The 19282-nt window shown below is 66.9% G+C and carries 17 protein-coding genes; 6 read left to right on the top strand and 11 right to left on the bottom strand.

All coding sequences use genetic code 11. The features are described from left to right. The coding region (locus MJ797_RS04700; protein WP_239332179.1) for a CaiB/BaiF CoA-transferase family protein at positions 1-1111 on the bottom strand (1111 nt) is incomplete at its 3' end. Positions 1112-1202: 91 nt separating this feature from the next. Next, positions 1203-2021, bottom strand: coding sequence for an enoyl-CoA hydratase/isomerase family protein (locus MJ797_RS04705; RefSeq protein WP_239332181.1), 819 nt, complete (start codon positions 2019-2021; stop codon positions 1203-1205). Between the two features lie 288 nt (positions 2022-2309). Between MJ797_RS04705 and MJ797_RS04710 the strand changes: the two genes are divergently transcribed. From MJ797_RS04710 to MJ797_RS04720, 3 genes are all read left to right on the top strand, one after another. Continuing rightward, positions 2310-2636 carry a putative quinol monooxygenase gene (locus tag MJ797_RS04710; protein WP_239332183.1) on the top strand — a complete coding sequence of 109 codons (327 nt, stop codon included), beginning with the start codon at positions 2310-2312 and terminating at the stop codon, positions 2634-2636. Between the two features lie 80 nt (positions 2637-2716). Further along, positions 2717-4483 carry an ATP-binding protein gene (locus MJ797_RS04715; protein WP_239332185.1) on the top strand — a complete coding sequence of 589 codons (1767 nt, stop codon included), beginning with the start codon at positions 2717-2719 and terminating at the stop codon, positions 4481-4483. 53 nt (positions 4484-4536) lie between these two features. Further along, the gene (locus MJ797_RS04720) at positions 4537-5211 is read left to right on the top strand and encodes a dihydrofolate reductase family protein (protein WP_239332187.1); all 675 of its coding nucleotides are present in this window, start codon (positions 4537-4539) and stop codon (positions 5209-5211) included. 52 nt (positions 5212-5263) lie between these two features. Here the strand turns inward: MJ797_RS04720 and MJ797_RS04725 are convergent, their stop codons facing one another. From MJ797_RS04725 to MJ797_RS04765, 9 genes are all read right to left on the bottom strand, one after another. Next, positions 5264-5806, bottom strand: coding sequence for a hypothetical protein (locus MJ797_RS04725; RefSeq protein ID WP_239332189.1), 543 nt, complete (start codon positions 5804-5806; stop codon positions 5264-5266). A gap of 3 nt (positions 5807-5809) precedes the next feature. Next, entirely contained in the window at positions 5810-6913 is a 1104-nt protein-coding gene (locus tag MJ797_RS04730) for an ImmA/IrrE family metallo-endopeptidase (protein WP_239332191.1), read from the bottom strand. 213 nt (positions 6914-7126) lie between these two features. After that, complete coding sequence (locus tag MJ797_RS04735) at positions 7127-8386, bottom strand: SPFH domain-containing protein (protein WP_239332193.1); 1260 nt, start codon at positions 8384-8386, stop codon at positions 7127-7129. 16 nt (positions 8387-8402) lie between these two features. Beyond that, a complete protein-coding gene (locus MJ797_RS04740) occupies positions 8403-9908 on the bottom strand; it encodes a S8 family peptidase (protein WP_239332195.1) in 1506 nt (501 codons plus the stop codon). A gap of 116 nt (positions 9909-10024) precedes the next feature. Beyond that, a complete protein-coding gene (locus MJ797_RS04745) occupies positions 10025-11854 on the bottom strand; it encodes a toll/interleukin-1 receptor domain-containing protein (protein WP_239332197.1) in 1830 nt (609 codons plus the stop codon). 522 nt (positions 11855-12376) lie between these two features. Continuing rightward, positions 12377-13012, bottom strand: coding sequence for a helix-turn-helix transcriptional regulator (locus tag MJ797_RS04750; protein ID WP_239332199.1), 636 nt, complete (start codon positions 13010-13012; stop codon positions 12377-12379). 10 nt (positions 13013-13022) lie between these two features. Beyond that, the gene (locus tag MJ797_RS04755; RefSeq protein ID WP_239332201.1) at positions 13023-13337 is read right to left on the bottom strand and encodes a type II toxin-antitoxin system RelE/ParE family toxin; all 315 of its coding nucleotides are present in this window, start codon (positions 13335-13337) and stop codon (positions 13023-13025) included. 417 nt (positions 13338-13754) lie between these two features. Next, on the bottom strand, positions 13755-14924 hold the full coding sequence (locus MJ797_RS04760) for a thiolase family protein (protein WP_239332203.1): 1170 nt from the start codon (positions 14922-14924) through the stop codon (positions 13755-13757). A gap of 33 nt (positions 14925-14957) precedes the next feature. Then, positions 14958-15401 (bottom strand): Zn-ribbon domain-containing OB-fold protein, encoded by a 444-nt coding sequence (locus MJ797_RS04765; protein WP_374581465.1) that lies wholly within the window; start codon positions 15399-15401, stop codon positions 14958-14960. A 175-nt stretch (positions 15402-15576) separates the two neighbouring features. On the opposite strand from MJ797_RS04765, the gene MJ797_RS04770 reads away from it, so the two are divergent. From MJ797_RS04770 to MJ797_RS26930, 3 genes are all read left to right on the top strand, one after another. After that, positions 15577-16491 (top strand): alpha/beta fold hydrolase, encoded by a 915-nt coding sequence (locus MJ797_RS04770; protein WP_239332207.1) that lies wholly within the window; start codon positions 15577-15579, stop codon positions 16489-16491. Between the two features lie 258 nt (positions 16492-16749). Then, positions 16750-18558, top strand: a complete 1809-nt coding sequence (locus MJ797_RS04775) for a CoA transferase (RefSeq protein ID WP_255738331.1) — start codon at positions 16750-16752, stop codon at positions 18556-18558. Further along, a complete protein-coding gene (locus tag MJ797_RS26930) occupies positions 18555-19172 on the top strand; it encodes a CoA transferase (RefSeq protein ID WP_255738333.1) in 618 nt (205 codons plus the stop codon). The genes MJ797_RS04775 and MJ797_RS26930 overlap by 4 nt, the downstream gene beginning before the upstream one ends. Positions 19173-19282: the final 110 nt, after the last annotated feature.

The raw sequence follows: 19282 nt of genomic DNA on the forward strand, positions 1-19282 counted from the left end.
CGAGCACCTCGCCGACGCTCGTCGCCACCGGGCCGGGTGGGGTGGACGCGGGTGTGCGGCTGAAGCGCGGGGCGGGCGCGGGACGCACCGCTCCCCCACGGTCGGTGAAGGTCCCGCGGTGGGCGATGTGCGGATGCGAGGGCGCCTCGTCCATCGACAGCACCGGGGCGAAGCAGGCGTCGGTGTGCTCCAGCAGCGTGCACCACTCGTCCCTGGTCCGCGTTCTGAACACGTCGGCGAGCCGGGCCTTCATCGGCCGCCAGTCGCTCCTGTCCCACTGCGTCGCCGCGTCGACCGGGTCGATCCCGATCAGCTCCAGCAGGATGCGGTAGAAGTTGTTCTCTATCGCGCCGACCGCGATGTGACGGCCGTCGGCGGTCTCGTAGACGTTGTAGAAGGGTGCGCCGGTGTCCAGGGTGTTGGTGCCCCGTGGGCCGTCCCACGTCCCGGACGCACGCATCTCGTGCGTCATCATCATCATCAGCGCGGCCCCGTCGACCATGGCCGCGTCAACGACCTGACCGAGCCCGGACGCCCTCGTCTCGAACAGCGCGCACATCACCCCGAAGCCGAGCAGCATCCCGCCGCCGCCGAAGTCACCGACGAGGTTGAGCGGTGGGACCGGTGCCTGTCCCTCCCGACCGATCGGGTCCAGCGCCCCCGCGAGCGCGATGTAATTGATGTCATGGCCGGCCGCCTGAGCATAAGGACCCTCCTGGCCCCAACCGGTCACCCGCCCGTAGACGAGCCGAGGATTGCGGGCGAGGCAGACCTCGGGGCCGACACCGAGACGCTCGGCCACGCCTGGTCGGTAACCTTCGATGAAGACATCCGCGGCGTCGGTGAGCGCGAGCACCGCGGCCACCCCCGCTGGATCCTTGAGGTCGACGGTGACGGTCCGCCGGCCGCGGGCCAGCAACATGGGCGCCGGCTCAGCCTGCGCGCCGGGTGAACGGTCCACCGAGACGACGTCGGCCCCCATGTCGGCGAGCAGCATCGCCGCGAACGGCCCAGGCCCCTGACCGACGAGTTCCACAACGCGCACCCCTCGCAGTGGCCCGCCGGTTAATGTCCCGGTTGCCTGTTCCTCGGTCGTCTGCTTCTCGGTCATCGCCCGCTCATCCTGTCGGCCTGTCCGGTGTTCGGTGCCGTGCCATCGGCCGGCAGCCCAGCACGCTGTCCCCGCTCACGTGTTCACATGTTCACGTGTCACTGAAGACGGGCGCGCGCCTGGCGAGGAAGGCGGCCTCCGCCTCGCGGCAGTCCTCGGTCAGGCTGGCGAGGATCTGGGTGCGGTTCTCCAGCTGCATCGCGGCGTCGAGGCTTGGAGCGTCGATGTTCTTCCAGAGCACCTGTTTGGTCATCCGGACCCCGAACGGGCTGTTGGCCATGATCGCCGAAGCGATCGACAGCGCCTCGTCCAGCACCCTGCCGTCGTCGACGACCCGCAGCACCAAGCCGTTGTCCCTGGCCTCCAGCGCGTCGATCAACCGACCGGTCAGCATCATCTCGGCTGCCGCCGTCGGCCCGACGATCCGGGGCAGGAAGTAACTGGTGCCCATGTCCGCGCCGGACAGACCGATGCGCACGAAGGCCACGTTGAAGCGGGCGGAGCTCGCGGCGAGCCGGATGTCCGCGGCCAGCGCGAGGGCCAGCCCCGCGCCCGAAGCCGGGCCGTTGACCGCGGCGATGACCACCTGCGGCAACTCGTGGATAGTTTTGATCAACTGAGCTGCCCGAGCCTGCCAGGCCATCCCGAACTGGATCCGGCCGAGATCCGACGCGGCGGGGTCCGCGCCGAGGTCGCGCAGGTCCTGCCCTGAGCAGAAGCCCCGGCCCGCACCCGTGATCACCAGGACCCGCGTCGAGGCGTCCCGGGACAGGGTGTCGACGATCTGTTCGATCTCGTCGTACATCTTCAGCGTGATGGCGTTCAGCCGGTCCGGCCGGTTGAGGGTGAGGACGGCGACCCGCGGGGCCACTTCCTCGAAGCTGATGGTCTCCAAACCGCCGGTCTCCAACGCTTCAGCGCTCCTTCGGCCGGGACGGCGCCGCCCCCACAACAACATGTGCGACCGGCCGTCCATGTCAGAGGGATGGCGTCGCAACGGTGGCTGCCGACGCTACGCTTTCGCGTACTTGTAGTGCAATGTGTTTGATAGTCTAACTTTAAAGATGCAGCCTTCCGCCCTGGTTGACAACGATCCAGCGTGCCGTGCTGACCGCCCTCCAGGCGTCCCCCTCTCCCGCTCCCGTAGCTCATAGCTGCCCGTAGCTCATAGCTCATAGCTCATAGGAGGAAACGGCCCATGCCACCCGTCGCGGTCATGTTCACCTTCTCGGTGCCAGCGGACAAGATCGACGATGTGATCGGGATCCTGGGCGAGATCAGCGCGGCCATGAAGACCGAGGAACCGGCCGTCCTGATGCACGTCTCCCACCAGCGGGCCGACAAGCCGGGTTCGTTCGCCTTCTACGAGCTCTACCCCGACGAGACGGCGTTCAAGGCCCACGGCAAGGGTCCGATCATGAAAGCGGCCGGTAGCCGGCTCAACGCCCTGATGGAACAGCCGGGCAAGGGCTTCATCCTCAGCCCCGTCACCGGCGTCGGCCTGCCCACCTCAGCACGCCCCTGAGCGTCCCGGCCCTCCGACCCTCCGACCCTCCGACCGAGTTTTATACAAGCCTGCCTTGACAGGGTGGTATAAAACTACTCGTGACTGTGAGTCGCGAGCAGCTCCGCCGTGAAGCGGACAGGGCGATCGACGAGGTGCTCGCGGGGCGGGAAGCGTGCGAGCTGGAGTCGCAGACACTCGACTTCAAGGAGCTGAAGCGTCCCGCGGGCAACGACCGCGACCTGCTGAAGGCCGCGGCTGCCGACCTCGCCGAAGCTGTGGCCTGCCTGGCCAACAGCCGGGGCGGGACGGTCATCGTCGGGGTGCGCGACGATGGGGCTGGGCCCACGGCCATCGTGGGCGTACCCACCGACCTCGACACGGACGATCTTCGCCATCGAATCTGGCAGCACACGTCGCCAGCATTGGTAGTCGATATTGAAAGTCGCGTCGCGCAGGGCATGCGGCTGCTTCTCATCACCGTGGAAACAGCATTTGACCTGGTTCGGGCTGGTGGAAAACTGCGCGAACGGATGGGCACCTCCTGCGAACCGATGGCTCCTGGCCGGGAAGCCGTCATCCGTGACGAGCGCCGTGGATACGACTGGTCCGCCGAGCCCACGCACCTGCGGGTCGACGACGTGTCCCCACGCGCGGTCGAGGAGGCACGCCGTGGGCTCACGGCGGCGGGAGACGCCCAGAGCCGTCGGCGTGCCGAGCTAAGCGTCACCGACCTCCTGCGTGAGTGCGCGGTTCTGGACAGCAGCGGACATCTCACCCGGGGAGGTGCCCTGCTGTTCAGTAACCTGCACCCTTTCGCCGCTGATCCAACGATCCAGTACCTGCGGCGGCGGACGCCGGCCGGTCCCCTTACCCGTCCATCATCAGTCCACCGAACTCCCCTGATTGTCGCCCTGGCCGATCTTCTTCGGGATATTGACGCAATCAACGAGACCACGTCGGTCACACTTCCCACCGGCGTGCAACAACAACTCGAAACGATTCCCGGCCCGGCCGCGCGCGAAGCCGTGGTCAACGCAATCGCACACCGCGACTACCGGCATCCTGAGCCGGTAGTCGTCGAGCACAGCCCCAGCCGGCTCGTTGTGACATCACCTGGGGAGCTGGTGTTCGGGGTAACCGAGGAGAACTTGCTCACGCATGTGTCCAAGCCGCGAAACCGCTGCCTGGTCGAGGCGCTGCGGGTGCTCCGCCTGGCGGAAAGAGCCGGCACTGGTGTCGATGTGATGGTACGGGTCATGATCCGCGCAGGACATCCGCCGCCAGTCTTTACAAGCGGGAGCGGGAGCGTCCGGGTCGTCATCGACGGCGGTGCTCCTGTGACACGCCTTGCGGTAATGATCGCAAGCCTGCCTGTTGAGGTGCAGGACGACACTGATGCAATTCTGCTCATTCATTTCCTTCGGTCCCATGCGACCGTCGATGCGGTTAAGATCGCTCCTATCCTCCAGAAGAGCGTTGAAGAGGCATCCGAGGCTCTCCGGCGGCTGTCGGACGACACCTACGATCTGCTGGAGCCGGTTCGAGCGACACGCCGCTACCGGATACCCGCGTATCGCTTCCGGGAACGTACGCGCGCGGAACTGGGCACGCTGCTGCCCTACCACCGCAACGACTCCGATGAGATCGAGCGTCGTATCGTCGCACACCTGCGCGAATATGGGACGATCTCCAACCAGACCGTCCAGAACCTGTTCCTGGTGGGGGTCCAGCGGGCGAGCACGCTCCTGCGTTCGCTCGCGGAGAAGGGCGTGCTCCAGCGCACAGCCGACTCGCCGACCCGCGGACCGACCGTCAGGTACGAAGCCGGGCCGGCGTTTCCACAACGCGGCAGCCGCCGCCGATGAAACCGAGGGATGCGGGTCACTGTGAGCGCGCCAAGACCACCCACGACAACCACATGACCGAACGCCCCTACATCCTGCTGTCGGCCGCCACATCCGTGGACGGCTATCTCGACGACACCGCCAACCAACGGCTGATAATCTCCAACAAGGCCGACCTCGACCGGGTCGACGAAGTCCGTGCCAGCGTCGACGCCATCCTGGTAGGCGCGAACACCATCCGCCGCGACAACCCCCGGCTACTGGTCCGCTCGACAGCCCGCCGCACCGACCGGATAACCCGCGGCCTCCCCGAAAACCCCATCAAAATCACCCTCACCAGTCGCGGCGACCTCGACCCCACCGCCAGCTTCTTCACCACCGGGCCAGCCGAGAAAATCGTCTATGTCACGACTCCCGCCGTGAACAAGACCCGCGAGCACCTCACCGACGTGGCATCTGTCGTGGACACCGGTAACCCACTCGATCTCCACACTCTCCTGGCCGACCTCGCCGCGCGCGGCGTACGCCGGCTGATGGTCGAGGGCGGTGGCAGCATCCACACCCAGTTCCTCACCGCCGGGCTCGCCAACGAGATCCACCTGGTGATCGCGCCGTTCTTCATCGGCGACCCGGCCGCACCCCGCTTCGCCGGCACCGGCACCTTTCCCCACCACCCCGGCCACCGGATGACACTGGCCGAGGCCCGTCAGCTCGACGACGTCGTCTTCCTGCGCTACCTGCTCGGCTGACCTCTGTTCTGTGGTCGGCATTGTCAGCGGCGTCCGAGCGGTGTGGTTGACGTCAGAGTGCCAGCCACTTGTCGAATGAGGGCCTGTCGATCACTTCAGGAGGACTTCCTCGCTGATGAGTGCGGAGGGTCTGGGTATATCCCCACAAGGCGTCAGCGTCGACCCATTCCCGCTTGGCCGCGACCTTCAACAGGTGCCAGGTCCTGACTACTTTGATCTTGTTCCGAGCGGCGAGCCGTACGGCATCGTTGTCATCGGTGACGAAGAATCCGTGCACGCGGCGACGGATCATGATTGCGAGCGTCTCGGCTTCACCGAGGTGTCGGTGAGGGTGGTCGCCTGGGCTGGCAAGCTCCTCGCGAAGAAGCCTCGTGTCCTGAAGTTCTGCCGCGTCGGGGAACCAGGGCGACCCGAAAATGCCCCTGGCATCGGCCAACGCGGCGAGACCGGGTTTGCGTGCCGACGAGTCGCATTCCGCTGCCACGGTGGCGCACCAGTGGCCGTGGCCGTTCGCCAGCCGCTCCAGCAGATCCATCCGGTTGATGATCGCAAAATTGATCAGAACTGTGTTGTCCGGGAACAGGAGCACGGCCACGGTTCAGAGGTCCAACGCCCTAGCAAGATCATCAATGGTCACCTCAGGCACTGCGGGGATGTCAACATCCAGCGCATCGGGATCAATACCGAGCATCCAGGCGAGCGTTCCCTTGCCGAGGGTCCCGGCTTCGATCCCTTTGAGGTGCGCCTCCTGCAGCGTGAGGGGGAAACGACGCTGGGCGGCTGCGTCCATACGCAAAGTGATCTCATCTTTACCTGAATTGGGCGCCCGGTGACGCCGCAACAAACGCTGGGTCGGTTGTCCGGCCCATTCCCGCACCACATCGGGCACATAGCCGTTCAGGGCATGCAGGCGGCGGGCGAGTGCGTCGGTGGACACACCCCACCGCCACACGAGGTCAGCCAGCCCGGCCGCCTCGTACCGGTCCCAGTCGATCACGGCAAGCGACTCACGGGGGAGCAGAAGCTCCGCCGCGAACGCGTTCGCGGCCGCCTCGCGCTGGTCCCGCTCGGCCGCGGAGAACCCCTGGTCGTGGTGACCCCAGACGAGATGGCCCAACTCATGTGCCATTGACCAGTTCTCCCAGAACCAGTTCCCGGTCGCCGAGAGCGCGATCACATGGCGGCCACCGATGGTGAACGAGTACGCGGTGGACAGGTCTGCGATCCGCACAACATCGACGCCGAACCGGCTCTCCAGCCGATCCGCGAAGGGGCGCACGAAGTCCTCACCCAGCGCCACCCTGACCCCATCAGCACCAGCCCCGTCAACACTCTCTGGAAGGGCTGGTCCGTGCTGCGGTTCGGAGTAGGCCTGACGGTAGGCCAAGGCGATGTCGCGTAGCACCAGCCCGTCAGCGTCACGCTCGGGTACGCTCCGACGACCCGTCAGGTGATTAAAATCGTGACGCGCCGCGACGACCAGCCGATGCGGGTCGGGCTGTCCGGTGATCAGCCAATGGATGTCCGCATCCAGCAGGTCAGCCAGGCGCGCCAACTCGATCGAGGAGAAGGCGCGCTTGCCGTTTAGCGCGCGCGAGAACGCATCGGGCGGCATCCCGATGTCCGCCGCGATGTCCCGCTGCCGGGTGGTGGGGCAGACCTGCCTGATATGCTCCAGCACGCGGTCACCAATACTGTGCATACATGCATGCTACCTGTTCCGTTGGGAAAATCCCAACGGAACGCATCTGTCCGGGCCACGTGGCTACCTCCCGCAGGGCCTACCCCAGCGCAGGGCCGCCGCAGCCACGGCATGACGGATGGACGTCCGAGACCCCCATGTCGGATAGAAAATGCGTGTCACTCTTCCGCTCGTGACATGCCGAACCGTTGTGACCAATGGTATCGCGAACCATTACTCAGCCGGTGACTCGACGACCTCCGCATGCGAGGCGTCCTGTTGCGCGGCGCGCACAGCGGCATCCGCGGATGAGCCGCCGGCCGGGGCGATCTGTGGACGCGGGCCGTCGCCGGAGAACTCGGCTGTCGGGCCGCCGCTGAGCGAGCCGATCAGGTTCGTCAGTTCACGCATGATGTCGGGCCCGAACCCGGCCAGCCCGGTCATCAGACTGACCAGCCCCTTGTCGTGGGAACCCGCAATGTAGGTCCGCAGGTTCGGCAGTAGTTTGCCTTTGGCCTCCAGGATCTCCGGTAGTCTTTCCACGATCATCCGTTGGATGTTCTCCTCGTGGTGGCCGCCTTCAATACGCAGCCGCTCGGCCAGTTTGTATGCCTCCAGCTCGGCCAGCGCCCGGGCGTGGTCGCGTTCCGACGCCCGGCTCTCATCCGCCACCGCTATGCGTGCCCTGGCGACTTCCAGCCGTCTCAGCTCGGCATAGGTGTCGGCATCCGCTCTGGCCCGCTCCGCTGTCAGCCGCTCGTTCGCCTCCCGCCGGGACCGCGTGGCACTGATCTGATCCTCTATCGCCAGTTTGGTCGTGAGTGTCCGCAGGTGAGCGTCCAGCGATATCTTCTTCTCCCGCTCCGCCACCCAGTCCGCAGGCAGAACAAGGTTCGCGACGGACAGTGGCCGCGGTTCGAATCCCATCTCCACCAGTGCCGGCCTGGACCTCCACATCACTTCATCCGCGATCTTTCCGAAATCGCGGTCGACCTGCCCCATGGCCCGTTCGCCTACCACGTCACGAATATGTACGACAAGGGTGTCGATGACTTGCCGGTGCATGTTCTCCGTGTCCTCGCCGAAATGCTCGCTCACCGTCCGGATCGCCTGCTCGTCTCGTGGGATCCGAAAAGCTGTACGAAGATCGAGTGTCAGCGGCACCTCGTCGGAGGACTGACAGGTCACCCGGAACTCGATCGGCTGCCACTGCAACGAAATCTTGGTGAGGATGGCGCCCGGAGGGAGGAAGATCCGCCCTTTCAGCACCACCTTGATGCGGTGATCCCACCACCCCGAGACGACACCCGCCTCGTCCTGGCCCAGCGGTTCCGACAATTTTGCCATGACGACTCCTAGAACAAACAGCGCCAGCAGCGCGAAGAATAATTTGGGGATGACGAACAACAGCCAGCCGGCCAGCACTGTCACCGCGATCAGCGCGCCGAGATTCCAGGGTGACTGGTTCCTCAGCCATGCACGCCAGTCATTCATATCGGCCCCGGTGTCATCAGACCGACTGGATGGCCCGCATGACGTCAACCAGGCCGTGCCCCTGAAACTCCCGTACCCGGCCGAGATCGGTCGCGGAGTCCAGGAAAACCTTTTTGACCCGTTCGGGGCTGCCGATAAACTCGCTACGCACCGAGAGAAAGGCGGCGATGGCCCCGGAGACGTGTGCTGCGGCCAGGCTCGTCCCGCTGAACTCGCTGTAGTCCGGACAGTCCCAGTCCTCGTCGTCGGGCTGGGCCGTCGAGCTGACGCAGCTCACAATGTGTTCGCCGGGGGCGACAAGGTCCGGCTTGAGCCGGCCGTCCCCCGTCGGCCCCTTGGAGGAAAAATAGGAAACTCCGTACCGGTGCGGGGCGACTCGATGCGTGGAGCCAACCGTGATAGCACCGAAGGCGTTTCCTGGATCGTTGATGGTAACGCCTGCGCTGAAGTCATCGGTGTTCCGGGCTACTTCCGTCCGCACGAAACCCGAATTGCCGGCGGCAACGACCACCAACACGCCCGAGGCGACCATGCGGTCGACCTCGTTGCACAGCGGGGAATACCCGCCGACAAACCACTCCGGGTAAAACGAGTAACCAAGGCTCAGGTTCACTCCGTGAATGCGAATGTTGCGGCCGTAGTCGTTGACCCGCTGGATGTGCTCCAGCGCCGCGATCACCGCACTCACGTTGGCCAGCCGGCTCGCGCCGAACACCTTGTAGCTCACAATCTTACAGCGCGGGGCGACACCGCCGATCCTGGTGATCGCGGACGTGTACGCATCCACCGTCTTGTCGCCGTCAAGCAGCATCTGGCGGACACGTAACCGACGTCCACCGGTTTCGACGGAGTCAGCCGCCACCTCACCCGCAATGATACCGGCGACCGGCGTGCCATGCCCAATACCATAATCATCCCGGGTTGGAGCGTTACCGTCCGTCAGATCGACATGCTCAAGTTGAGCCGGCAGACTGAGATTGTCCCATTTAGCAAAGTGTGGGTGCCGCTCGTCGACCCCGGAGTCGACAACCGCCCAGACAATGTTTTCACCGAACGCGCCGAAGGTTGCCTGAGCCGCATCGCCCTTTATCACCGCCACTGACTTGTCCAGTAGCGCCGAAACCTCGAAGTCGGGCCAGACCCGCCGGATCGCACGCAGCCGCCAGTTTCCGGCATCTTGTTCAGCCTGCTCGACATCGACGTGGACGACCCAGCGCACAGCCTCCGGCGGGAGGACCGCGACGACGTAGGAACGGCCCAGCTCCCGAGACAGCCTCGACTCACCGATGTCGTCGAACACGTTCATCTCACTGAACCGCACGGCTGCCTCGGTCAGCAGCGTGCGCACGGTATTCGCGGCACCGCGGCGACCGGCGGGGAAATCCGGGTTGAGGTCGAAGATGACCCGGACGGTACCCGACGCGCTTCGGCTCTCCAGCTCTGTCAGCCGCGACTCGAGCGCAGGTGTGATGACAGACCGGGCATGCGTTACCGGCCGGCGGCCAGGATCATCGAATTTCATTACGTCCCCCGATCTGCGGCATTGGACGGCCGTGGGACCGCCGGATCCGACTATATATGCGATAAGACTGGGTAAATTCCCCTTGATACGGGATTGCCGCACTCGTTCAAACGTCCCTACGGGTGGAAAGGTTCCGCATCGTCGACCGGATGCGTAGCCGACGTGGACGGGTTCGGCAGACTCCACAGAGCCGCCTCACCGGCGTCGGATGCGGTGGCGAACCAGCGCCCGTCAGGGCTGAACGCGACCGCGTTTACGCGCGGTTCGTGCGCCGATCGGTACCTCGCCGGTCCCGCGGAAAGATCATAGACAAAGACGACCCGATATGCCGGGCTGTGCGTGGCCATGAAACGTCCGTCCCGGCTGACGGTAAGCGTGCCCGGCGTCCTGGGGTGGGAGAACCGTGCCCGTACCCGGCAGGTTGCCACGTCGATGAACGAGATGACCATCGAACGGTGGCGTAACACAAGCAACTGGCCGGCCAGGCCGAGCGCGGCGTCCACTACCTCGGAGCCTGCCGCGGTGAAGTCCCCAGCATCGTTACCGGCCGCCGAGGGGTAGACGCAGGCACCGGTGGCGAGCGCCCACAGCCGTGGCGAGCAGCTGTCATCCAGGGTGACCAGCCACCCGCCATCCCAACTGAACCGAGCCGCCGTCACACGACGTACCGTCTCCACGGTCTTCCTGATCTCGCCACTGGCGCTGTGGCGCATCACAAGGCACTCCGACCGGGTGTCCCGAAGCGCGATGAAGCGACCGTCCGGGCTCGCCGCGACAAAGGCCTCCCCCGCGGCCCCCAACTGGCTTCCGGCCAAGGCGATGCCCCGGTCAACGCCCAGGTCATGGCGCCAAGCACCGGCCTGCGGGAAACAGCTCAACAGGTACCGCCCAGCCGGGCCGAACAACAGCGCGGGGGGCGTCTGTCCAGTCGCCCAGAGGTGGGTCACCCGAGCAGCCGACACATCCCACAATCGGGAATTCCCGTCCAGACAAACCGTTGCGAGCAGCGAGTCATCGGGGCTGAACACGGCATGCCGAACCGGTGCCGGATGCACGAAGGTCCCTTGGCGGCGGAGGCTGTCGACCTCCCAGCACCGGACCGCGCCGTCCCGCCCGCCTGTCACCAGCCGCCGCGAGTCGGAACTGAACGCAACCACGAGTACGGGCGACGGCCGGCCGCCGGCTGAGGGGCTGGCGTGCCGCAGAACGCCCGCCTTCGTCGGCCCGCCGTCAGCCACGATCCCGGCCAGCGGCCGAACCGGCTCCCGTCCGGTATACGGGCTGCTCTCAGCCGCCGGAGCTGCGGGCACCGGCTGGGGCGCCGACGGCTGCCGCGCACTGCCTGGCGACCCCGGAAACGGGTATGGGGGTGGAACCGGACCGGCGCGGTCCGAAGGCAGGAGTGTCGGGCCGGGGAAGTCCGGCTCGGACGCTGGTTTCCCCCGCCCTGACATGGCCGCGGTGACGCCCGCGAGCAGCCGTTCGCGGGCGTCGTCCGCCGTCAGTCCGAAGATGTCGAAGGAGACCACCCGCCCCAGCAAACCCGGCCGGGGACAGTCCTCGACACGGACGGGGATCAGCTTGCGTTCCGTGCCGCTCTGGTCGGCCAGGTGGGCGGCCTCCCATTCGGCGCGGCCCCACCCTGACTCAAGGTACGCGGCCGAAAGGATCGCCAGAGTATGGCGAGCGCCGCGGATACCTTCCTCCATTCGCGCGGTCCAGTGTGTACCCGGCACGAAGTCCCATTTCTGGAACAGCACCCGATAGCCGGCTCGCTCCAACTGCCACGCGATCCACTCGGCCCAGGGCATGTCCGCGGCGGTGTAGGAAATGAAAAAATGCCATGACGCGACGGCAGGCAGCGGGACTGACATTGGTGGGGTGGCTGCCGCGGGCGGCGCGGCTCGCAGCGGCCGGCGCTGCGCATCGTCAGCACGTCCGAGCATGGTTCCCCCCGGATGGACCAGCGCCCCCGAATGAATCAGCATCGACGCAGCGAAGCGTACGCCGCAGGCCACCCGACTACCGGTACACCCGCCCGGTGTGAACGGCGCCGCCGATCCCCGCAGCGGATTCACGGCTTCTGCTGCCGCATCCGTCGGTGACGAGGACGGCTTGGACGGTGGATGGCCCGAACGGGGCGCCGCCGATCCAGCCCAGTTGGGCGGCCTATCCTCGGGCGCTCTAAGTGGTCGCTGCCACCCGGCCAGCGCCCTTCGTCGGCGCCGGCTACATCAGGCTGGCAACGGCCCTGGGTTCTCCCCCGCCGCCGTCCGGCGCGGTCCAACGTCACCCCACCCGGTTCATTCGTGGGTGGCGTCATTGGGCGGCCGGTGTCCGCCCGTGGCCTCAGATCTGCGCCACCGAGACCAGCGCCGATTGTTGAGCACGGCGCTGCTCCACCCGCCCGCGTGGCCATTCCCTGTCGGGTGCGGGGTCGATGCACCCGCCACGCACCGGCGAGGCGGTCAGCGTTCCTTCGCTTGCCCGACCTCAACCGGTTCCACAGTCGTGTCCGCCGGCATGATACGGAGAAGATTGTCGATCTCGTCGTGCGATCCGTGAGCCTGCGTCATCGCGAAGATCCTCGCACCCGGCAAGCGACGGGACTTGACCCGCACCAGCATAAGACTCTGTTCACCCTCGACGGCAATGTCGGCCGGCCGATCACCCGCCGCGTGGGATGCTAGTAGCTGTTCAACCAACGGTCGAGCGTGGGAGAGGGCAGCGAGCACAGTCGAGTCAAAGACGAACGCGAAGCCGCGAGCGGCGGCCGTTGTCGCCGCCTTGGCGACCTGAACGATCTCGACGGCTCCATTGGCGACGTGAAGGTCAAAAGTCAGACCGGTGGCCTTGCTGAGCTTCGCCAGTGTTTCGAGCCTTGGCTGTGTCTCGGCGATCTCCAGGCGCGCGATAGCGGGCTGCTTGAGGCCGACCTGCTCGGCGAGAGCCCGCTGCGTGAGACCGTGTTCGACCCGGTATGCGATCACCTGGTTGGCGACCTTCCGGGAGAACGCCAGTGCGTCCCACTCCTCGCGGAACTCCGGGTCCTGGCGGTGCTCTTCGATGACCTGGTCGAGGGGCTTGAGCTCCGACAACTTCACCAGTCCTCCTTCAGGTCGTTGAGCCGTTCCACGGCCACGGCGACTGCCCGCCTGTACTTCCGCTTGTCGTGGTGTCCGATGGCACCAACGATGACGAGCTTTGCCCCATCCGCCGGTAGAAAGCCCGCCACGGGCTATTGCCACCTCGGGGACGTAGCTCCCACAGGCGGTCGGCGTCCACGACGGCACTGGTGTGTGGGAACGGTAGATCCGTACCGCGTTCTCGCAGCTTGTCGAGGGCGCTGTCGATCGCCGCGCGCTCCTTGGCAGGGAGCTTGGCCAACTCGTCGACCGCATCGGGGTGGACCAAGACATCCCAGGGCATGCAACCATGATAACGACCACGTTATTACCGTTACCTTGGGACCTCAACCCCTGCTGGCACGGCTAGCGTCGTGAGTCCGCCCACGCGGCCGGCCGCGTGGGCGGACGGGTCGTCACACGGACGACGTCCGACGATCGGCCGGCGGTGCTCCTCCCAGTAACGGGCATCCTCACGCCGCGCCCGCTCCAACAGCGAACCGCCGCCGCCTCGGCCTGGGGGCTGGAGCGGTCCCGGCCCAACCGTGCCGCGATCTGTGGACCCGATAATTCCCTCGGCAATCCGACGAGTCGCATTCCGATGCCACCGTGGCGCGCCAGTGGCCGTGGCCGTTCGCCAACCGCTCCAGCAGATCCATCCGGACGCACCGGACACAGCGGACGCACCGGACACAGCGGGCTGAAAGCGGCGGTTACGCCGCTACTCCGCGCGGAGGACGAGGCCGTGCGCGTTGAAGAAGAAACCGCCAGGCGTGAGGATCGCCGTGTCCGCGCCGGGGACCTGACGCTCGCCGGCCTCTCCCTGCAACTGCAGGACGGCTTCGCGAATGTGCCCCGCGCCCTGCGTCCCGCCTTCGGACAGGCTGCCGCCATGGGTGTTGACGGGAACCCTCCCGTTGATCACCAGGCTGTTCGTCTTGTCGTCCCAGTTGTCGCGGATGAACGCGCCGGCCTCACCCGGCCCACACAGCCCGATGGCCTCCAGCCAGGACAACGTGATGAACGAAAAACCATCATAAGGGTAATAGACATCCATATCGTCAAGCCATAGATCACTGCGCGCCCGCAGCGTCTCAACCGTCACCCGCTGACCGTGGTTGCGCAGCCCCGGGGTCTGGTCCTCCTCGTTGCGGTCGATGACACCAGCCGTCGCCGCATGGATGAGGACGGGCCGGCCTGGCAGGTCACGGGCACGCTCGGCGGTCGTGATGACAAAGGCGACAGCGCCGTCGATCGGGACATCCATGTCGAGCAGGGACAACGGCCAGCGGATCATCCGGGCGGCCAGGTAGTCGTCCATGCCGATCGGGCTCCGCATGACCGCGTTCGGATTCCGCCCGGCATTGGACCGGGAGTTGACGGCGACAAGCCCGAAGTCCTCCCGGGAGACGCCGTACTCGTGCAGATACCGGCTCGCCCACGCGGTGTAGCCGACTGAGCCCCACACATCCTCCGGCGCGGGCGAGACACCCCCGGTGATCGACAGCATCCGCCGGAACGGATCCCTGGCCGCGGCCCGCGACGCCCAGGGCAGCCGGTAGAACGTGTGATAGGCGATCACAGTGTTGCACGCACCGGAGTACACGGCGTTCATCGCTTCCAGGATCACCTGGACAAAGGAGCCCTCCTGGGGCGGGCTCGTCCACCACGTGGTCTCGGGGATGCCAAGCGCTGACTGGACCTTGTAGGCAATCGGGACCGCGCCGGCGATGCCGTCGATGTCGGCGGCGGTCAGCCCCGCGTTCTCAATCGCCCGCGTGCACGCTTCGGCACACAGCGAGAGCTGGGAACGTTCGCCCGAGTCACGGGAGAACGCGGTGGCGCCCGTGCCGGCGAAGGCCACCTTGTCCTTGACGGGATACCGCGTCATCGTCCAGGTCTCCTGATAATCGTCTCGGGCGGGTCAGGCAGCGGCGGGCGCGAAGGCGGGGAAGGGGTTGCCGTCACGCTCGATCCAGGTGAGTGTCACCGGCAGCCCGATACGCAGGGTTTCGCGGTCGGCGTTCACGATCGTCGTGGAGAACCGCAGGCCCTCCTGCTCGGCGAGCTCGACCACCGCGACCGGGTGCGGCGTCGCGTAGTCGACGCCCGCGGCCGGCGGGCCCTGATGCAGAAAGATCAGTAGGTGGATGACGCCCTCGCCCGACACCTCGGTCGCGGTGATGTCGCGCGACCAGCACGACGGGCAGATCGGCCGCGGCGGCTGGTGCCACCTGCCGCAGGCGTTACAACGATTGACCAGCAGCTTCCGTTCGAGCAGGCCCTGGTAGAAGTACTTGTTGTCATGATCTACAGCAGTCCGGGGGTAGCGTTCCAGGACCTCGATGTCACTGATCCCACTCAACACGGTCTCCTTCACGCCGTCGCACGGCGGGTCCGCGGTGCGGCACGCCCGGACCGTACCTGATATAGATATATTCTGTAACTGTATCGGACGCACACGCCAGTCCCCACGAGGGCCGTCGCACTCTCCGGTCGCCGCGCGTGGACGCTCAAGGACTCGATCATCCTGGGAGATCCACATGGCAGAGGCCGCGCGACCGCCCGGCTACGACGAATTCGGGTTTTTCGAGGACAACGCCCGGGATGCGGGCCTGGCCTGGGCCGGCCCCCCACGGGTACGCCGGGAGAACGTCGATGTGGACGGCGAACGGATCAGCGCCCTGGTCTGGGGTGACGGCCCCGCCGAACTGGTGTTCCTGCATGGCGGGGCGCAGAACGCCCACACCTGGGACACCGTCGCCCTCGCGCTCGGCCGCCCACTGGTGGCCTTCGACCTGCCCGGTCACGGCCACTCCGGCAAACGGTCGGACGGCGACTACTGGCCGGTCCGCAACGCCGACATCCTCGCCAGCGCCATCGCCGAGCTCGCGCCGCGAGCCGCGGCCGTGGTCGGCATGTCCCTCGGCGGGCTCACCGGCATCCGCCTCGGGTCCGCCTACCCACAGCTTGTCCGCCGGCTTGTGGTCGTCGATGTAACGCCGGGCGTGACGCTGGCGAAGAGCGCCCCGACCGCGGCGTTCGTCAACGGCCCGGAGTCCTTCGCCTCCTTCGAGGAGATCCTGGAACGGACGGTCCGTCACAACCCGACCCGGTCGGTCGCCTCCCTGCGGCGCGGCATCCTGCACAACGCCCACCCGCTCCCGGACGGCCGCTGGGCCTGGCGGTACGACCGGCTGATCCCCACCGACGGCATACTGGACTTCAGGCCGCGCTGGGATGACCTCTCGGCGCTGCCGGCGCCGGTGATGCTCGTGCTGGGGTCGGCATCCGGCGTCGTCACCGAGGACGACGTGGTCGAGTTCCGTCGCCGCCAGCCCACGGCCCGCGTCGAGACCGTGCCGGGTGCGGGGCACTCCGTCCAAGGTGACCGCCCGGTCGAGCTGGCCCGTCTCATCAGCGACTTCGTCTTCGACGCCACCGATGCCAGCCGCTGACCCCGGCCGCCGCCACCCACCACCAGGGTGGCTCCCTTCGCGGCTTCGCGGCTTCGCGACGCACGCGCCTCAGCTCCGCTCCTTGATCCACACTTCTGTTGCCAGACGCTCTTATACGACCGATACAAGCTGTTAGATTGTTCACCTAATTAATCACCCACAGAGGAGAGCCCCACCGCCCTTCCCCACAGCGGGAACCAGGACGGAGCACGGGAGTTCTCGTGCCGGTGTGACCCGTGGCCTTGGAGAGCTGTATCGATGATCCTCGATGGTTTGACAGTGCTCGAGCTGGGCGCCGGCAGTATCGCCAGCTCCCTGGCGGGGATGATCCTCGCCGATAACGGGGCCCGGGTGCTCAAGGTCGAGCCACCCGAGGGCGACCGTCTGCGCACCCAGTCACCAGCCGGTTTCCTGGTCTGGAACCGGGGCAAGGAAAGCCTCGTCGCCGACCTGCGCACCGCCGCGGGCCGGGCTGAGGTCGCCGCCCTCGCGGCCCACGCCGACGTGCTGATCGAGAGCTTCGAACCCGGCGTCGCCGACAGCTGGGAGCTGGGCTACGAGGCCCTGCACGCGGCCAGCCCGTCGTTGGTCTACTGCTCGGTCAACGGCTTCGGCTCCACCGGCCGGTACGCGCGGCTGAAGGGCTACGAGGGCATCGTGGCAGCGAAGGCCGGAGCGTTCGCCCGGGGGCAGTTCGGCTTCCGGCCAGGACCGATCTTCACTGCCGCGTCGATGGCGAGCACGGGTGCCGCACACATGGCCGTCAGCGGTGTCCTGGCGGCCCTTGTCGTCCGCGAGCGGACCGGCCGCGGGCAGCGCGTCGAGGCCACCCTGGTGCAGGGCCTCAACCCGGTGGACTACTTCGGGACAATGCACTGGCAGTACGCGAAGAACACCGGGAACCAGCCGCAGGTCATCCTCAACCCCCGCGGCGGGGCACTGGCCGCCACCCGGTACGGCCTGACGATGGCGACCAAGGACGGCCGCTTCATCATCAGCAACCCGCAGCTGCCCCATCAGGCGCGGGCGCTCACCAGCGTCCTCGGTCTCGAGAGCACCCACGCCAACCCGCTCTTCGCGCATGCGCCGCAGTTCAGAACCCCGCAGGACGCGCAGCAGTGGGAGGACCTCCTCAGCGAGACCCTGCGGAGGAAGACGCTGGCGGAGTGGGTACCGCTGCTGGAGGCCAACGCCGACGTCCCGTTCGAGGTTGCCGCAACCTGTGAGGAGGGCCTTGACCACCCGCAGATCGTCCACAACGGCGACTCCATCGTGGTCACCCACCCCGAACACGGCCCGATCCGTCAGGTGGGCCCGGTCGCGGCCTTCAGCAGGTCACCGTCGCGGATTGACCGCGCAGCCCCCGCACTCGGCGTCCACAACGGTCCGTTCACCGGCCCCTGGGCGCCCGCGGCCGCAACCGGCCCCGCCCCGGCCCATCCGCTCGCCGGGGTGACCATCGTTGAATTCGGCTACTTCTTCGCCATGCCCTTCGGCGTCACCCTGGCCGCCGCCCTGGGTGCGCGCGTCATCAAGGTCGAGGGCCTCACTGGCGACCCGATGCGCAGCTCCTTCGGGGTGAAGGAGAGCGGCGGCGTGCGGACCATGGCGGGCAAGGAGAGCATCGCCGTCGACGTGTCGACGGACGAGGGCAGAAAGATCTTCTATGCGCTCATCGAGAAGGCCGACGTCTTCGCGCTCAGCTTCCGGCCAGGGGTGGCCGAACGCCTGAAGATTGACTACGCCACGCTTTCCGCGATCAACCCGAAGCTGGTGTATCTGCACGCCACCGGATACGGAGTCAGCGGGCCCTACAGTTCCCGTGCGCTGTACGCCGATTCGGCGAGCGCCGTGGCCGGGAGCCTGCACAAGCAGGCCTCGTACTGGCTCGATCCCGACCTCGTCAGCGGTTTCGACCTGGCCGAGTTGCAGGCCATCGTCCAGCCGCGGCTGCGTGGTCTCACCGACGGGGACTCGAACGCCGCGCTCACGGTCTTCTCCGCCCTCCTACTGGCGATCATGCACCAACGGCGGACGGGTGAAGGACGTTCGTCGCCACCTCGATGATCTGCGGGAACGCCTACGCCTACTCGGACGACTTCAACGCCTACGCGGGCAAGCCGCCGGCTCCCGCGCTCGACGCGGAGCAACACGGCTACCACGCTCTTTACCGCCTCTACCAGGCATCGTCCGGCTGGGTGTTCCTGGCCGCGCCGACCCAGCGGGAATGGGAGACGCTGGTTGGCGGCATCGAACGTCCGGACCTGCTGGAGGACGTCCGCTTCGCCACGGTGGACAGCCGGTTGGACAACGACGAGGAGCTTGCCTCGATCCTTGCGGATGTGTTCACCGCCGACACCGCGCAGGCCTGGGAGGACCTCTTCGTCCCCGCGGGGCTCGCCTGCGTGACCGTCTTCGAAGGCGGTGTCTCCGCGTTCACCTGCACTGACGAGACCATGGTGGAGACCGGGCTGGTGGTGAAGGTCGACCATCCGATCTTCGGCCGGATCCGGGTACACGGCCTGCCCGTGGCGTTGTCGGAAACCCCGGGCCGCATCGGCCGCAGCTGTCTGCTTGGTGAGCAGACCGAGGCGCTGCTGACCGAGTTCGGTTACGACGCGGAGGCCATCGCCGCCCTGACGGACGCGAAGATCGTCGCGGGCGCTGACATTCCCTCGTGACGCAGGCGAAATCCGACGGACGGCGCGACGGATCCAGCGGTCGCGCCGCCCGTGCCCGCGCGGGGAACAGCTCAGCACACGCACCGGCTGACCGGCTGACCGGCCACAGA

Origin of the sequence: Protofrankia sp. CiP3 (assembly GCF_917627345.1) — a bacterium.
Taxonomy (GTDB): Bacteria; Actinomycetota; Actinomycetes; order Frankiales; family Frankiaceae; genus Protofrankia.

Bases quoted from the DNA above. Each gene is read 5' to 3' on its own strand.
- MJ797_RS04710 (WP_239332183.1), top strand. From the start codon at position 2,310: ATGCCACCCGTCGCGGTCATGTTCACCTTCTCGGTGCCAGCGGACAAG.
- MJ797_RS04720 (WP_239332187.1), top strand. From the start codon at position 4,537: ATGACCGAACGCCCCTACATCCTGCTGTCGGCCGCCACATCCGTGGAC.
- MJ797_RS04730 (WP_239332191.1), bottom strand. From the start codon at position 6,913: ATGCACAGTATTGGTGACCGCGTGCTGGAGCATATCAGGCAGGTCTGC.
- MJ797_RS04735 (WP_239332193.1), bottom strand. From the start codon at position 8,386: ATGAATGACTGGCGTGCATGGCTGAGGAACCAGTCACCCTGGAATCTC.
- MJ797_RS04740 (WP_239332195.1), bottom strand. From the start codon at position 9,908: ATGAAATTCGATGATCCTGGCCGCCGGCCGGTAACGCATGCCCGGTCT.
- MJ797_RS04745 (WP_239332197.1), bottom strand. From the start codon at position 11,854: ATGCTCGGACGTGCTGACGATGCGCAGCGCCGGCCGCTGCGAGCCGCG.
- MJ797_RS04755 (WP_239332201.1), bottom strand. From the start codon at position 13,337: ATGCCCTGGGATGTCTTGGTCCACCCCGATGCGGTCGACGAGTTGGCC.
- MJ797_RS04760 (WP_239332203.1), bottom strand. From the start codon at position 14,924: ATGACGCGGTATCCCGTCAAGGACAAGGTGGCCTTCGCCGGCACGGGC.
- MJ797_RS04770 (WP_239332207.1), top strand. From the start codon at position 15,577: ATGGCAGAGGCCGCGCGACCGCCCGGCTACGACGAATTCGGGTTTTTC.
- MJ797_RS04775 (WP_255738331.1), top strand. From the start codon at position 16,750: ATGATCCTCGATGGTTTGACAGTGCTCGAGCTGGGCGCCGGCAGTATC.
- MJ797_RS26930 (WP_255738333.1), top strand. From the start codon at position 18,555: ATGATCTGCGGGAACGCCTACGCCTACTCGGACGACTTCAACGCCTAC.